Consider the following 15,109-nt stretch of genomic DNA (forward strand, 5'->3'; position numbering starts at 1 on the left):
ACTGAATTTTGATTTTTTCATGCAGAATCTCCTGCGTGTAGATTACGAGAAAATTCTACTTTTAACTGCGTTTATTTTTCGGGGGGATTACCACTCTGCCTTACCAGATGACTCAAAACTGATTTGGAAAACTCTTTATTACACAGGGTTACGGCCTAAAGAACTATTCAATCTTAAACCAGAAGATATACAAAAAGTTGAAGCTAAGAGTAAGTATGTTACTTGCTTGAGTATCGCGCCAAAGGGAGACGGAAAAACCAAAAACGCTACTCGCCTAATTCCTGTACATTCTGAATTGATTAATGATTTAAAAGACTTCAAAGGGTTCTCAATATCGCAGGGAACTTTTGAGAAAAGAAGAAGGAAAGCAGTTATTGAGAGCTACGGTGAAGACTTTGCCAACAACCACGACACCTACAGCCTACGACATACCTTCACAACCACTTTGGTTAGTGAACTTGGCAATGCTGATTTGGTGAAATGGCTGGTAGGTCATAGCCGTTCCGGTGACGTTACTTTTCATAGTTACTTTCACGGCTATGGTTTAGAGAAATTGGAACAGGCGGTTGAGAGTGTGCCTATAATTAGAGTTTAAACCTTTTAATTAAGTATTATTTACAACTGTAATTTTCTGGCATTTCTACGGAGTATTCGTATTTATTCGGCTTATCAAAATCCAGCCTTTCAATTGTTTGTTCAATTAAGAATTTATACATTGCATTATCTGAACAACCTTTTTCATATGAAGATCCGAGTGTAAACATTATTTTTTCGTCTTTCTTGTCATCAATCCAATAGCCCATAAAATAATAACCTGTTAGATGACCTGTGGCAGGTGAATACCCTGTTACCCCATATGTTTTTAGGTTGGTATTGGTGCAGCTCAGAGTATTACCGTATCCAGTACAATTAGTATGTGACTGGCCACTGTTTACCATCCCGTAATTTGCACTTTGATACTGATAACTTTTTGTTCTTTTATAAACATTAACAATCAATTCAATGTCTGTACTCTTCTCAGTTTGCTTTAAATCTTTATACAAGTAAACATTTTTAAACCCTTTTTTCTTTAAAGAGTCTACTATCTGTCCTACATAATGTTTGGTTTCAAGGCTATTATTTCCTTCTCCTCGGAAAACTCTAACAGCAATACTTTTATCTTTTGAAAATGAATATTCAGGATCAACTTGAGAAGAGTAACCTCCTTTCATAGATGTAGTCATGCACCCAGATAATTGAAGTAAAACGAGTAACGCTAAAAAAAATTTAATATTCATAAATAACTCTCTTTCTAATTGATTGACTTATTTTCTGTAAGCTCTGTCGTCATTAATGAGCTCTGGGAGTTCACCGCCAAGCAATACAAATAGAGACGAAACAACGATGATTAGAAGCAGTAAATAGAAAGGATTGTCTAAAATTATTTTAAGCATTTTTTAGCCCTTATTTTATTGATGGGGGAATATTTAATTGTTCAATATCTTTGCAAGATTCAACCAATTTAGTGTAATTTGCCACAAACCCATTTAGGCTAAAAAACTCTTCTTTAAAACCAAACAAGCCGTAGTTATCCATTATCTCTACACTAAGTTCTTCTCCGTACTTTAAATCTTCTATAAATTCATCACTGAGTTGAACAAAATTAAATCCAAGTATTTTGGTAATAGGTAGTGAATCATTTATATAAATGAGTTTTATTTTCGCTGGATAAGTTCGGTGATAAGCTTTGAATTCGAAGGAAACCTCTTTATTTAATAGGGTTCTTACATCTTCTTCTGTTGAAGACAAAGATAGGACTAATATATTTTTGTTACAGCTTCCTTTAGGCATCATTATTCCAAAACTATGCCCATGCACAGCCTTTCCGTTGGTCGACGCTATGAATCCTATATCACCATCTTCGACTTGCCAGTCTTGGTATTTCCAAGGGGCTCTGTCATTAGCTAAGGCAGAAGAAGAAAGTAGAAAAATAACAGTTAGAACATTAATTAAATTGAACACATTATTATCCATAGAGTTTTATATGTATGGAACTTAGTAGAGCATATTGGTACAAAAAATATCAACAGTAAAAAAAGTTTTAATGGGTCAGAACCCTGTCAGGCATCCCCCGTTCAAGCATTTTTCAAAATTCCCCCGTACTCCCTTGTTTAATCAATTTACCAAATCACCTGAGCATATTCCCCTGAATAACTCCACTTAGACTCTTAGATATGAAAACAAAAATGTTCACAAATAAATAAGATAGACTCTATGCGAACACAAGTCATTGTGTATAGTTAGGGTATAGTCTAGGCGGACAGGAGTGATAGACATGGCGATAGTTGCATACAAACGAGTGAGTTCAATTTCACAAAATGCAGATAGACAGGATTTTGCAGGGATAACCATTGATAAGGTTTACGAAGATAGAGCGAGTGGTGCTAATACAGACAGACCAGAACTAAAAGCCTGCTTGGATTATGTGCGAGAAGGTGACACGCTTCTGGTTCATAGCATAGACCGCTTGGCTAGGTCATTACAGGATTTAACCAAAATCATTGAACAGCTAACAACTAAGGGGGTTACGGTAAAGTTCATTAAAGAAGGATTAACCTTTACCAAAGACACCAGCAACCCAGCTAATGAACTAATGCTGAATGTGTTAGGTGCTATTGCTCAATTCGAGCGAGCACTGATACGAGAACGGCAAGCAGAAGGCATTGCAAAAGCTAAGGCAGAAGGAAAGTACAAAGGCCGTAGTAAAGCTTTAACCGAGGAAGAGGTTCAATCCCTTAAGGCTGATGCAGAGCTAGGCATACCAAAAACTAAACTTGCTGATAAATACGGTATTGGTAGAACATCTGTTTATAAATATCTTGAAAACTGACTGGTTTAAGTTTTGTGGGAAATCACTAACCCAGTACCTTCATCCTTGCCGAGATAACCGCTTGTAGGGGATTTATGGAGCTTCTATGGTCTATTTTGGCAGGGTATCACAGTGTGTTTTTAAAGAACCTGCAGAAGAACTTGCAAAGCCAGAGCCAGAAGCTCCTGTAGAACCAGTAAAAGCTCCTGTGAAGCGTAAACCTAGTGCTAAGAAGCCTGAACCTAAGCCTGCTGAATAGTACGTAGGAAAAGTAGTCCCTCCCACTTGGAGGGGCAGAGGTTACTCTCTATAGTTACTTGTAATAGTCTCTTGTTAAATAAGCTCTCTACTATCGTAGAAGTAGTTGGTATCTTGTTCAAGAGGCTTGTCCAAGCTCTCGCATAATATCAACAGTTCTATGCAGGTCATTTAGGACATGGCTAGTTTGCTAATCATAACTACAACCTTTGCGAAGCAATAAGCTTACCTTCTTGATCTTATGTTTAGGTATTCAACACTAGCTAACAGGAGTATCTGTTTTATCAGCTGCTACTTTTGTAGTTCTTGGGTGTTAGGAGTTGTGTGTAGGTTGGTTTGAATTAGCTATATTTTCTGAAAACACACTAAAGTCGTAGAGTTGCGAAAGCGTGTCACAACCGTATCACATTACTAGAAATAAAAAAGGCCAAGTTACTTTAAAATCAATAACTTAGCCTGTGTGTGTGGTGGAACTGGGGGGAGTCGAACCCCCGTCCGCAAAGCCGCCATCTAAAAATCTACATGTTTATTTGGTCTATTGATTTAACTTGAATGCTGCCCGACCAGCAGGGATCACATCAAGCGAGTTTGTTAAGTTTAATGTTGAGCCACCCAAACACGCAGTCAACACGATCCTAGTGTAAGTCGATACAGACTAGAGGCCACAGGCAACGGTTCTAGCCTGCACTAGCTGGATTAAGCAGCTAGAGCGTAGTTATCGTCGTTTGCAACTATAACAAAAGTGAAATAAAGATTTACGTGCATCATTCAGGCACGACATGCATTTTAAACTTTGAACTCCCCGTCGAAACCAGTACAGCCCCATAGTAGAAGTAAAGTTTTAGAACAGCGCATTATAGTGGATTTAATGCCAAAATTTGCAATTATTTTAGGCCATCGCTATTGTGCAAATTTGTAAGTATTCAGCCAGTTGATTTATTAGTTTAGATTAATAGTTTTGCAAATAAAAATAGTTGGTCTTTTTTACAGCTTAAACTATTGTCTAGACGGTAGTAGAATGGGGTCGAAAGTTCAAGGTTTCAAGTCAAGTATTGTGCCGTAGACCTTTTTTGTACTTTTGGTTAAAACGTTGAAGGGAATTGCCAGAATATGCCAACGATAGATAAGGATTATTTGAGTTATCAGCAACAACTTGCAGCTCGAATTCGATGGTTCGCGTTATTGATATTTATTCCGATTACCTTATTGATTATTTTCCATGACTTGATCGTTGAAAAGTACTTAATGGCCGGTGTGTTTGTTGTTAGTTTGTTAGGCTTCTTATTTAGCTTTCAAGCGCACCGAATGCGACGCGGTAATGTCTCTTCTCAGCTTGTTTTGCTTTCCCTATATCTTCTGTATCTAGCCAATTTATTCGTTGATTTCGGTATCTCTCCGGAACTGTATTATTGGATTTTGGTTTTACCCATTTTAAATATTTTCCTAAACCGCTTTGCTTTGCAGATGGGGTGGCTAGCACTTTTTCTCATCCCGCTTTTGGTTCCTTTTCCGAATCGGAATTTCCCGATTGAAGAAGTTAGTTATGACGGGATTGCTTTGGCGTTGGTGGCGATTACGCTTTTATTAATTTTGGTGAAAGAGTTTTTCATTAAGGCGGAATTGAATCTGAGTGAAGTCAATCGTGAATTACAGTATCAACAGAAAATTGTTGATAGCAGTATTCCAATGTTAAAGATTTCACTTGATGGAACCATCAATTATGCAAGCCTAGCGATTGCACAGTTGCTTGGTAAGGGGGTGAATGCGATTATCGGTAGTAACTTTACTGATCTTCATCTGATTTCTTTAAGTACTGATCCTCGGATTTGGATTAATGAACGTAAGGCGTGGGATGGTATTTTATATATTGAGATGGGGGCGAAAAGTTATTGGCTTGATGCTGTGATTAAACCTGAATTTAACGCTTTCGGCGATAAAACGGGCTTTTTGATGATTGCTGAAAATATTACTCGCGAACAGTCTTTACAGAATCAAGCGAATCATGATCAATTGACTGGTGCTTTGAACAGACGTGTTTTTGATGAATTTATCTATCAGGCAATTCATGAATTTCAACGCCATAAAGACCCTGTTTGTTTGGTTGTCTGTGATTTGGATCATTTTAAAAGTATTAATGATACTTTTGGGCACTTGGTCGGTGACGAAGTTTTGAAACATTTTTATAATCTGGTTAAAGATACGATTCGCCAAACCGACTTACTTGCGCGTTGGGGAGGAGAGGAATTCGCCATTTTGTTGCCAATGACAGAACAAAATGAGGCGGTTATGGCGATTGAGAAGGTGCGTGCAAAAGTTGAAGCATCTACTTGGCCAAAACAGATAAAATTAACTTCTAGTTTCGGTGTTTGTCAGTTACAAGAAGGCTGGGATCAATCAAAGTGGTTTGAACAGGCTGATAGCTGCTTGTATCAAGCGAAAGAGTACGGCAGGAACAGAGTGGTTGAGTGTCAGACAAGCAATAAGTGAAGTGATTTCTCGATCAAATAAAAAGCCCTTGTTAAATTCACCTTAACAAGGGCTTTCATTTTTTGGAAAGGTGGATTAACGAGTCATTTTCATAATGCGTTGTTTGTCACGGTTCCATTCACGTTCTTTTTCGGTTGCCCGTTTGTCATGTTGTTTTTTACCTTTAGCCAAGCCTAGGCTAAGTTTTACTTTACCTTTAGCCCAATGAAGATTGAGCGGCACTAAGGTTAGGCCTTGTTTTTCGACTGAGCCAACTAAGCGATCAATTTCACGGCGGTGCATCAATAGCTTACGTAAACGCAGTGGGTCTGCTTTGATGTGTGATGAGGTTGAAATCAATGGTGTGATTAAAGCCCCAAACAACCATGCTTCATTATTTTTTAGCAAAATATAACTTTCATTAATTTGCACTTTGCTTTGGCGCAGGCTTTTTACTTCCCAGCCTTCTAGAGCTAATCCGGCTTCAAATTCCTGCTCAATAAAATAGTCAAAGCGCGCTTTTTTATTTTGTGCAATGACATTGGCAGGCGTTTTTTTCTTTTTTCCTTTGGCCATGCTTAACCCTATTTACTTGTCGTGTTGTACGCATTTATTTCTAATTGCGCAGGATTATAACACCACAGTTGGACAAGGTCACAACCGCTGAAACGGTTGCGGTACAAGAGAAGTGTTTTCTCTCTTTTATCTCGCCCTTGGCTAATCGTCTCGAAGCGTTCGTTTAAGTAAACAGAAATCAAGTACTTCAGGAGGAGCAAAGGATTTTAGACGTTTGCCATCTAAACTGAATTTATGATCAATGCCGTTTGGCATTTCTAGGGTAAATTGAATAACGGTTTCTTGCTGTAGTGCTGTTTTTAAAGCGGTATAAAGTTTTTCACTTAAATCAGTATTTTGTTTTCCTAGGAAGGAGGGAATGTCGTTGTAGACCAAGGTGGAAAACAGGTTTAATTGTAAACTATCGTTCGGTAAATCTTTTTTGGCAGCACCAATCCACTGACTAATACCACGAACCTGACCGCCGACTTCAACATCGTCACTATACTTCTCGCCATTTACTTTAAATTTGATATTACGTTCTTCGGAGTAGAGAAAACCGTGTTTTTCAAACCTTTCGGCGTTGTTGTGGAATTCACCATTTTCCATAATGTCTTTTTGAAGTGCCAAGAAAGCGACGGAAAAGTTGGTGTAATAAGGTTGGCAACGCAACAAGAAAGCTTTCTCTGGACCATAGTTTTGTGGTGCATAGACGAGTTTCGCACTGTGAATCTTGTCACTAAAATCGTCATACTCATATTCAAGATGCCAAGAGTCGTTTGGCCAAGAATTATTTTCGGCATAGTTATCACTGCCGGCCAATGTGTTTTGGCTTGTCATTGCGAAAAGCATGCCGACGATTATATTTGGAAGAGTGAGTTTAGCGAAAATATTACTCATGCTGACCTCTTAACGTTGATGAATTCGTTTCTAGAATAGTTTATGTCTCAGCAACGCGAGCTACGTTACGACTTGTTATAATAATGCTTTTGTTGTAGCGCGACCATTTAAAGCGCTTATTTGCCCATTTAAGCCGTGTAATTGAGCTTAAATATAAATGTTAATTTTGAATCCAGTAACCTGAGGTGAGATGAAAACAATAACTCGGACAGCGCTTTTACCTTATTCAGCAAAGCAAATGTATGATTTAGTGAATGATGTTCCTTCTTATCCGCAATTTTTACCTTGGTGTGGCGGTGCTAAAGTTTTGCAGCAGGATGCTTCCTCAATGCAGGCGTCGGTTACCATTGCTAAGGCAGGTATTAAGCAAACTTTTACGACTAACAATCATTTGGTTGACGGTAAGCGAATCGAGATGCAGTTGATTGATGGTCCTTTCAAGAGCATGCATGGTGAATGGGAGTTTAAGGTTCTCGATGAAGATGCATGTAAAATTCTGTTTGAAATTGAATTTGAAGTCAGTAACGGCATTCTGAATATGGCGTTAGGACCAATTTTTGAACAGATTGCCAGTACTATGGTCGATTCGTTCTGCGAACGTGCCAAACAGATTTATCCAAATCCTTTCAGCTAGGTGTTCAGTTTATGAAAATCGAAGTTGCCTATGCATTAAAAGAAGAACAGTTTTTATTTGTCCAGGATGTTAGTGAGGGGACTACGGTGCAGCAAGCATTGCAGGCTTCCGAATTATTGAAGCGCATACCGGATTTAAATATTGATAAGGTTGGTATTTTCGGCAAGCTGGTTAGTCAAGATACAGTCTTACGAGAGATGGACAGGATTGAGGTTTATCGTCCGTTGAAAGCTGACCCGCGTGATCGGCGTAGGGAAAAAGTTAATAAAGAGCGTAGTGAACAAAAATAATACGGTTTGTTATGTAGCAAAAAAGCAGTCTTTAGACTGCTTTTTATTAGATTGTATTAGTTGAGTTACAGCCCGAAGAACGTCTCTTCATCAATCATATCAACATTGGCTGCTTTGATGTTCCAATCTTTCAGATACTTATTATTATCGAAGTTCAGAATCAATAATTTTCTTACTTCTACCTTGGATGCCTCATCCGTGGTGTAGAAAATGTATTCCCAATGATAAGGGTTAAATGCATTGGCTCCCATTGGAGGCCCAAGCAGTTTACGAACTTGGGCTTGATTGAGGCCTTCTTGAAGTAAGTCAACCGACTCTTGCGTCATAACATTCCCCTGCGTTACCGGAGCTTTGTATGGTTCTAGGTAAGAGCAGCCGCTAAGACCGAGTGAAGCAATACTGCCGACAATCAATAGTGAAGCGAAAAAATTGCGTTTAGGTAGCGGTTTACCGTGAGAAGGAGCCTGAGAGGTTGGGCGCATTAGGTTGATCTCTTTTGGTTGGTTTTTCGTCAAAAAATTTTGAATTGCGTTATTATACACCGTAATTTTGATTTTCAATCTCGTTAAGCGGATTTCAAGCGTTTGCAGTGCCGCTTAAGTCGATGGTATTGTAAACTCGCTTCGGCGAGGCCGAATTAGAGAGTATAAGAGGGTGCGATGAGCGGTGCGGAATTAAAAAAAGTTGGCTTAAAAGTCACTTTACCAAGACTGAAAATTTTAGAAATTTTAGAAAGTGCGGGAGATGACCACCATCTTTCTGCTGAAGATGTTTTTAAGATCCTTTTAGAGCAGGGTGAAGAAGTTGGTTTGGCAACGGTTTATCGTGTTTTGACGCAGTTTGAACAAGCCGGCATCGTCCGTCGTCTTAATTTCGAGAACAATGTTTCTATTTTCGAATTAGATACTGGCGATAACCATGATCATATTGTCTGCATGAAATCCGGTCATGTTCGTGAGTTTGTTGATCCTGTGATTGAAGATCGTATTAAAGAAATTTCGAAAGAGTTGGGTTATGAACTATCGAGCCACAGCTTGGTTATTTACGGTGCATATAAAGAAGACGAATAGTCTTTGTTAAGCTAACCGAAACCATTGGTGATTCATTCCGAATAGAAAAGCCGCTGAAGAAAACTTTAGCGGCTTTTCTGTTTTTGGGATATGTTTCTGTAATGGTTATTAAGCGGTTACTTTGCTTGCGCCTGTTGCCACATTTCCTGAGCCATTTTTTGAGTCTGTTCGGTAATGGTCATTCCCCCTAGCATTCGAGCTAATTCATCGATTCGTTCTTCTGGCTCCAGTGGCTGTACTTGAGTGTGGGTTACCGATTTTTTATCATGTTTGCTGATACGCAGGTGTTGATTGCCATGCGAAGCTACCTGAGCTAAATGGGTGATTGACAGAATCTGTTTGTGCTCGCCAAGTTGACGCATTTTTTCACCAACCACTTCGGCAATACCTCCTCCGATGCCAACATCAACTTCATCAAAAATCAAGGTCGGAAGTTCTGCCACTTCTGCCGTTGCGACTTGAATTGCTAAGCTAATACGTGACAATTCACCGCCTGAAGCGACCTTTGCCAAAGCCTGTAATGGCTGCCCTTTATTGGCGCTGACTTCAAAAATGCAAGCGTCTGTTCCTAGGATAGAAGGCGATTTGGCTGTGCTGATTTCGACTGAGAATTGGCCATTTGCCATTCCCAGTTCTTGCATGCCTTCGGTAATCTGCTTACTAAGTTTTTTAGCGGCTTTTTGGCGAGAAAGTGTTAGTTTTCCCGCGGTCTGATAAAACTGTTCTTGTTGCTGGATGACAGCAATCCTTAATTCATCTGCCGAGTCATTGTTGTGTTGCAATTCATCCAAAGTTTGCTCAATTTGTTGTTGCTTTTGCGGTAACTCGGATGGTTCAACTTGGTATTTTTTAGCGGTTGCAAACAGCGATGATAAGCGTTCCTCAATTTGTGCCAATTGTTGAGGGTCGAGTTCGATATGGTCGCTGAATGACTGAATTTCAGATGCGGCTTCTTGCACTTCGATTAAGGCACTGTTTAGCTGTTGAAGTGGTGCTGAGAATTTCGGTTCATAGTCGCAAATTTGCTCTAAGGCGTGCATTGCTCGGTTAATAATATCACTGGCACCATTTTCTTCTTCAAGCAGTTGATAAGCCAGTTCGCCATTTTGTTTAATTTCACTGGCGTGTGACAAGGTGTTTTGTTCTTGCTCAAGTTGTGTAAATTCACCTTCTTGTGGAGCAAGGTCGGCGAATTCTTGCTGTTGGAATTGCAATAATTCTAATTTGTTTTGATAGTCTTCTTTTTCCGTTTCTAATTTGGCGAGCAGTTGTTTGGACTTTTGCCAAATTTTGTAGCTTTCTTGGCAGTTTTCAACGAGCTTAGGATGTGCGGCAAAGGCGTCTAAAAGCTCTAGCTGCTTGACGGGATTAAGAAGTGATTGATGCTCATGTTGACCATGAATATCAATTAACATGCTACTGAGCGTTTTTAATTGATTCAGAGAGACCGGAATGCCGTTGATATAAGCTTTAGAGCGACCTTCAGCAGTCAGTGTACGGCGCAGAAAGCACTCACTTTCTCCGGCTTCGTCGAGTTCTTGTTTTTCCAGCCAAGTTTGCACGTGTGGTAAGCGCGACAAATCGAAGCGAGCGCTAATATCGGCGCGCTTGGTGTCATAACGAACCAAGGAGCTGTCAGCTCGTTCACCAAGTGCCAGTCCCAAAGCATCTAAGAGAATGGACTTTCCCGCGCCGGTTTCTCCGGTTAAGGTACTAAAACCGTTTTGAAAATTTAGGGTCAGTTTTTCAATTAATGCCAAGTTTTGGATGCTTAGTTCGCTTAACATGCTTCACTCTCAAAATACACAAGCTGTCTATGGTTAAATAGCTTACTTGAAAAGTGTTACATTATCCAAATAAATATTAAGGTTGCGCTAAGGATGATTTTAAAACCAAATTAAAACAAAAGGTTATGTCGCAAAGCCAGAGGGTTTAGAGTTTGTCGCCCCAATGCAGTTTAGCTCGCAGTAGTTCAAAGTGATCATGACCCTGCGGATGCAGCATTTTAATGAATTTTTCATGGCGAGTGATGCTTGTTTTATGGCCGGTGCCGATGTGATGAGTCAATTGGCCGTCACAGATAATTTGTGCCTGACCATTACAGTTTTCATGTGGGAAAATGGTGACAGTACTTGCCCCTGGAACCACATAAGGACGCGTGCTCATGGTATGCGGGTTAATAGAAACTAGGCTTAAAACATCCAAGCGCGGGTCAAGGATAGGCCCTCCGGCAGAGAGTGAATAAGCGGTCGAACCGGTTGGCGTGGTGATAATCATTCCATCGGAACGTTGGCTATTGAGAAATCGTCCGTCAACACAAGTCTCGAACTCAATCATTCGCGGAGATTCAGTTTTGTGAATAACCACGTCATTTAATGCCAGTTCATCGAATTCTTGTAGGCCGTCTTTTTCAATGCGGACGCGAATCAGGTTGCGCTCTTCGCAATCGTAATGACCTTGCATGACTTCATCAACGATATTGAGCATGTCTTTTGGTGAAATATCAGTCAGGAAGCCGAGGCGACCAAGGTTAATACCGAGAATTGGAACTTCATAATCGACAATTGAGCGAGCAACGTCTAAGAAAGTTCCATCACCACCGACGACGATAGCAATATCAATTTGCTTACCAAGTTCTTCGCGTTCAATAACTTCGACACCGTAGCGTTGATGCGGGAAATCAGAGCAAGATGCCGAATCAAGCAAGACGGTTTTATCCGCATTGATTAAGTGCTGTAACAGTTTATCAATCGTATCCCAACAGGCGATTCCGTTGTATTTTCCAAAAATGCCGATTCGCTGAAACATGGTAAAGCTTCCCCTTGAATACGAGAATGATAAATCTATAATTTGCGCTATGTATAAATTCGCATTATACCTGAGCATGAAGATAAGGGATTGTTTGGATATCGGCAGGACAAGAAAAAAATTGTTTTTGGACTTGAAAAAATAATTGTCGACCCCATGCATTGGGTAGTTAAAAAATTCATTAGATTTTAAATACAGATAAATAGGAATTGTATTGTGGCTGAACAAAATCAAACACAAGAAGAAATGAAGCAAGACGTATCAGCGGAAGAAGCGGTACAACAAGCAGACGAAAACTTAGAGCAAGCGCAGCAGCAAGTTGAAAGCGACCTTGATGCATTGTTAGCGCAAGCTCAGGACGAGGCGGCTAAGAATAAAGATTTAGCATTACGCCTGCAAGCGGATATGGAAAACCTACGTCGTCGTACCCGTCTGGATTTGGAAGAGGCGCATAAGTTTGCGCTGAAAAAATTTGTTGATGCTCTGATTCCGGCAATGGATTCTATGGAAATGGGAATGGACGCCGCTGCCAAAGAAGAAGCGACCAAAGAGAGCATTCGTGAAGGAATTGAAATGACCTTTAAGCAGATGCTAGATGTTCTTGGTGAGTTCAATGTTGAGCGTATCGATCCAAAAGGCGAGAAGTTCAATCCGCAGGATCACGAAGCGATGACCATGATTCCATCACCGGATCACGAATCACAAATGATTGTCGATGTTATCCAGAAAGGTTACAAACTAAACGAGCGCTTGGTTCGTCCGGCGCGTGTAATCGTCGCTCAATAACCTCGGTTATTCGCTTGAATAAAAGCCAGTTAACGATTTTGTTTAACTGGCTTTTTTGTTTTTTTAGGTTGCTTAAAAGTTAAATAAAACAATGGGTTAGTTACCGATTTTGTTCAAGATTGAAAATATTTTTAATTTTTTTGAATGTTTCCCTTGAAACAAACTTAGCCATCCCTATAAACAAAACAACTTACAAAAATTCACAGAATTTAATAATTAAATCCTCATTCAGTTGAGAGAGAAATTGGAGAAAATCAATGGGTAAGATTATTGGTATTGACTTAGGTACAACAAACTCTTGTGTATCAGTAATGGAAGGCAAAGAAGTTAAGGTTATTCCTAATGCTGAAGGTGCGCGTACAACGCCATCTATCGTTGCTTACACTGACGACGAAATTTTGGTTGGTGATTCTGCAAAACGTCAAGCGGTTACTAACCCTGAAAACACACTATTCGCAATCAAGCGTCTAATCGGTCGTCGTGCTGACGATAAAGTGGTTGCCAAAGATAAGGATATGGTTCCTTATGAAATCATCGCGGCTGACAATGGTGACGCTTGGGTTCAAGTAAAAGACAACAAGCTTTCACCGCAAGAAGTATCAGCGCGTACGTTAATGAAAATGAAGAAAACAGCCGAAGATTACCTAGGTCACGAAGTGACTGAAGCGGTTATCACGGTTCCGGCTTACTTCAATGACTCACAGCGTCAAGCAACTAAAGATGCCGGTAAAATCGCGGGTCTAGAGGTTAAGCGTATCATTAACGAACCAACCGCAGCGGCACTGGCTTACGGTATGGATAAAGTTAAAGATGACAGCAAAATTGCGGTTTACGACTTAGGTGGCGGTACTTTCGATATTTCTATCATTGAAGTTGCGGATCTAGACGGTGAGAAGCAAGTAGAGGTGCTTTCTACCAATGGTGATACTTTCCTAGGTGGTGAAGACTTCGATAATGTGATCGTTGAATACATTGCTGAAGAATTCAAAAAAGACCAAAACGTTGACCTAAAACTAGACAAACTAGCTCTACAACGTGTTCGTGAAGCGGCAGAGAAAGCGAAAATTGAATTGTCTTCGCGAGAGCAGACTGACATCAACCTACCTTATGTAACGGCTGATGCGACGGGTCCTAAGCACTTGAATATGAAAATCACGCGTGCGAAATTCGAATCACTAATCGAAGACCTAGTTAAGCGTTCAATCGAGCCTTGCCGTATCGCACTGAAAGATGCAGGTCTATCTGCTTCTGAAATCGATGACGTAATCCTAGTTGGTGGTTCGACTCGTGTACCTATGGTGCAAGCAGCGGTTAAAGAATTCTTCGGTAAAGAACCACGTAAAGACGTAAACCCTGATGAAGCGGTAGCGATGGGTGCTGCGATTCAAGGTGGTGTACTTTCTGGTGACGTAAACGACGTTCTTCTTCTAGACGTTACGCCTCTGTCTCTAGGTATCGAGACAATGGGTGGTGTGATGACGAAGCTAATCGAGAAAAACACTACTATCCCGACGCGTAAGTCGCAAGTGTTCTCAACAGCGGAAGATAACCAAGCAGCAGTGACGGTTCACGTTCTTCAAGGTGAGCGTGAAATGGCTTCTGGTAATAAATCACTAGGTCAGTTCAATCTGGATGAAATCCCACCAGCACCACGTGGTATGCCGCAAATCGAAGTAACTTTCGACATCGATGCGAACGGTATCCTAAGTGTTTCTGCAAAAGATAAGAATACAGGTAAAGAACAACACATCACTATCCAAGCTTCTTCTGGTCTATCCGACGATGAAATCGAAGCAATGGTTAAGGATGCGGAAGCGCACGCTGAAGAAGACAAGAAAATGAAAGAGCTTGTTGAAGCGCGTAACCAAGCTGACGGCATGGTGCATGCAACCAATAAGATGATTAAAGATGCTGGCGATTCAGTCACTGCTGAAGAGAAGGCACCGGTTGAAGCGGCAATTAAAGCAGTTGAAGACGCAATCAAAGGTGACGACAAAGCGGCGATTGAAGAGTCGGTGCAAAAACTTGCAGAAGCGAGCCAAGGTATCGCTCAAAAAGCACAAGCTCAACAGCAAGCCGGTGGTGAAGAAGCTCAGCAGCAGGGTTCAAGCAAAGCTGACGATGATGATATCGTGGATGCGGAGTTTGAAGAGGTCAATGACGATAAAAAATAAGTCAGGGAGTTTTCCTCGATAACAGAGCAGGGGCGTTGTTAAAAAAATGGTCACCTACTAATTGTAGGCTCACATTCTTCGCCTAGCCCCTGCAAGTTCTCGTGAAAAACGGAATGACGTTAATTTTTTAAAGTCTGAATGCAATGGCACGGAGTAACGAAGGTTTAAACTTCGGTTTGGAATTTTCGCGAACTTCGTGCTTTTGTGTTTAAATACCGCGGAATTTATTACTTGTTTAAAATTGTGAAAAGTTAGTAAACGAAAGCACATTTTGACGTGCGTTTTGGTTTATTAATTTGTTGTTTAACCAAACAAAGAAA

The 15,109-nt window shown here is 40.4% G+C and carries 15 protein-coding genes and 1 other RNA gene; 8 read left to right on the forward strand and 8 right to left on the reverse strand.

All coding sequences use genetic code 11. The features are described from left to right. The coding region (locus J3998_RS04025) for a tyrosine-type recombinase/integrase (RefSeq protein WP_208148185.1) at positions 1-595 on the forward strand (595 nt) is incomplete at its 5' end. A gap of 16 nt (positions 596-611) precedes the next feature. Here J3998_RS04025 and J3998_RS04030 read toward each other — a convergent pair. After that, positions 612-1,277: a hypothetical protein gene (locus tag J3998_RS04030; protein WP_208148186.1), complete on the reverse strand. Its 666-nt coding sequence runs from the start codon at positions 1,275-1,277 to the stop codon at positions 612-614. A gap of 166 nt (positions 1,278-1,443) precedes the next feature. Continuing rightward, the gene (locus J3998_RS04035) at positions 1,444-2,001 is read right to left on the reverse strand and encodes a hypothetical protein (RefSeq protein WP_208148187.1); all 558 of its coding nucleotides are present in this window, start codon (positions 1,999-2,001) and stop codon (positions 1,444-1,446) included. 313 nt (positions 2,002-2,314) lie between these two features. Between J3998_RS04035 and J3998_RS04040 the strand changes: the two genes are divergently transcribed. Further along, positions 2,315-2,869: a recombinase family protein gene (locus J3998_RS04040; protein ID WP_208148188.1), complete on the forward strand. Its 555-nt coding sequence runs from the start codon at positions 2,315-2,317 to the stop codon at positions 2,867-2,869. Between the two features lie 702 nt (positions 2,870-3,571). Here J3998_RS04040 and ssrA read toward each other — a convergent pair. Continuing rightward, positions 3,572-3,930, reverse strand: a transfer-messenger RNA (tmRNA) gene (gene ssrA, locus J3998_RS04045). Positions 3,931-4,216: 286 nt separating this feature from the next. Between ssrA and J3998_RS04050 the strand changes: the two genes are divergently transcribed. Further along, positions 4,217-5,593 (forward strand): sensor domain-containing diguanylate cyclase, encoded by a 1,377-nt coding sequence (locus tag J3998_RS04050; protein ID WP_208148189.1) that lies wholly within the window; start codon positions 4,217-4,219, stop codon positions 5,591-5,593. A gap of 75 nt (positions 5,594-5,668) precedes the next feature. Here the strand turns inward: J3998_RS04050 and smpB are convergent, their stop codons facing one another. Beyond that, positions 5,669-6,148, reverse strand: coding sequence for an SsrA-binding protein SmpB (gene smpB, locus J3998_RS04055; RefSeq protein ID WP_208148190.1), 480 nt, complete (start codon positions 6,146-6,148; stop codon positions 5,669-5,671). Between the two features lie 141 nt (positions 6,149-6,289). Beyond that, the gene (locus tag J3998_RS04060) at positions 6,290-7,027 is read right to left on the reverse strand and encodes a hypothetical protein (protein WP_208148191.1); all 738 of its coding nucleotides are present in this window, start codon (positions 7,025-7,027) and stop codon (positions 6,290-6,292) included. Positions 7,028-7,217: 190 nt separating this feature from the next. On the opposite strand from J3998_RS04060, the gene J3998_RS04065 reads away from it, so the two are divergent. Beyond that, positions 7,218-7,661, forward strand: a complete 444-nt coding sequence (locus tag J3998_RS04065; protein ID WP_208148192.1) for a type II toxin-antitoxin system RatA family toxin — start codon at positions 7,218-7,220, stop codon at positions 7,659-7,661. An 11-nt stretch (positions 7,662-7,672) separates the two neighbouring features. Then, positions 7,673-7,951: an RnfH family protein gene (locus J3998_RS04070; RefSeq protein ID WP_208148193.1), complete on the forward strand. Its 279-nt coding sequence runs from the start codon at positions 7,673-7,675 to the stop codon at positions 7,949-7,951. Positions 7,952-8,016: 65 nt separating this feature from the next. On the opposite strand, the gene J3998_RS04075 is transcribed toward J3998_RS04070, so the two are convergent. Further along, positions 8,017-8,433, reverse strand: coding sequence for an outer membrane protein assembly factor BamE (locus J3998_RS04075; protein WP_208148194.1), 417 nt, complete (start codon positions 8,431-8,433; stop codon positions 8,017-8,019). A 177-nt stretch (positions 8,434-8,610) separates the two neighbouring features. Between J3998_RS04075 and fur the strand changes: the two genes are divergently transcribed. Beyond that, the gene (gene fur, locus J3998_RS04080; RefSeq protein WP_208148195.1) at positions 8,611-9,021 is read left to right on the forward strand and encodes a ferric iron uptake transcriptional regulator; all 411 of its coding nucleotides are present in this window, start codon (positions 8,611-8,613) and stop codon (positions 9,019-9,021) included. 116 nt (positions 9,022-9,137) lie between these two features. Here fur and recN read toward each other — a convergent pair whose 3' ends face one another. Beyond that, on the reverse strand, positions 9,138-10,808 hold the full coding sequence (gene recN, locus J3998_RS04085) for a DNA repair protein RecN (protein ID WP_208148196.1): 1,671 nt from the start codon (positions 10,806-10,808) through the stop codon (positions 9,138-9,140). A 145-nt stretch (positions 10,809-10,953) separates the two neighbouring features. Next, entirely contained in the window at positions 10,954-11,829 is an 876-nt protein-coding gene (locus tag J3998_RS04090; RefSeq protein WP_208148197.1) for an NAD(+) kinase, read from the reverse strand. Between the two features lie 216 nt (positions 11,830-12,045). On the opposite strand from J3998_RS04090, the gene grpE reads away from it, so the two are divergent. After that, positions 12,046-12,615, forward strand: a complete 570-nt coding sequence (gene grpE / locus J3998_RS04095; RefSeq protein WP_341829242.1) for a nucleotide exchange factor GrpE — start codon at positions 12,046-12,048, stop codon at positions 12,613-12,615. A gap of 257 nt (positions 12,616-12,872) precedes the next feature. Continuing rightward, on the forward strand, positions 12,873-14,789 hold the full coding sequence (gene dnaK, locus J3998_RS04100; protein ID WP_208148198.1) for a molecular chaperone DnaK: 1,917 nt from the start codon (positions 12,873-12,875) through the stop codon (positions 14,787-14,789). Positions 14,790-15,109 lie beyond the last annotated feature (320 nt).

This window comes from Thiomicrorhabdus marina (assembly GCF_017571465.1).
GTDB lineage: Bacteria > Pseudomonadota > Gammaproteobacteria > Thiomicrospirales > Thiomicrospiraceae > Thiomicrorhabdus > Thiomicrorhabdus marina.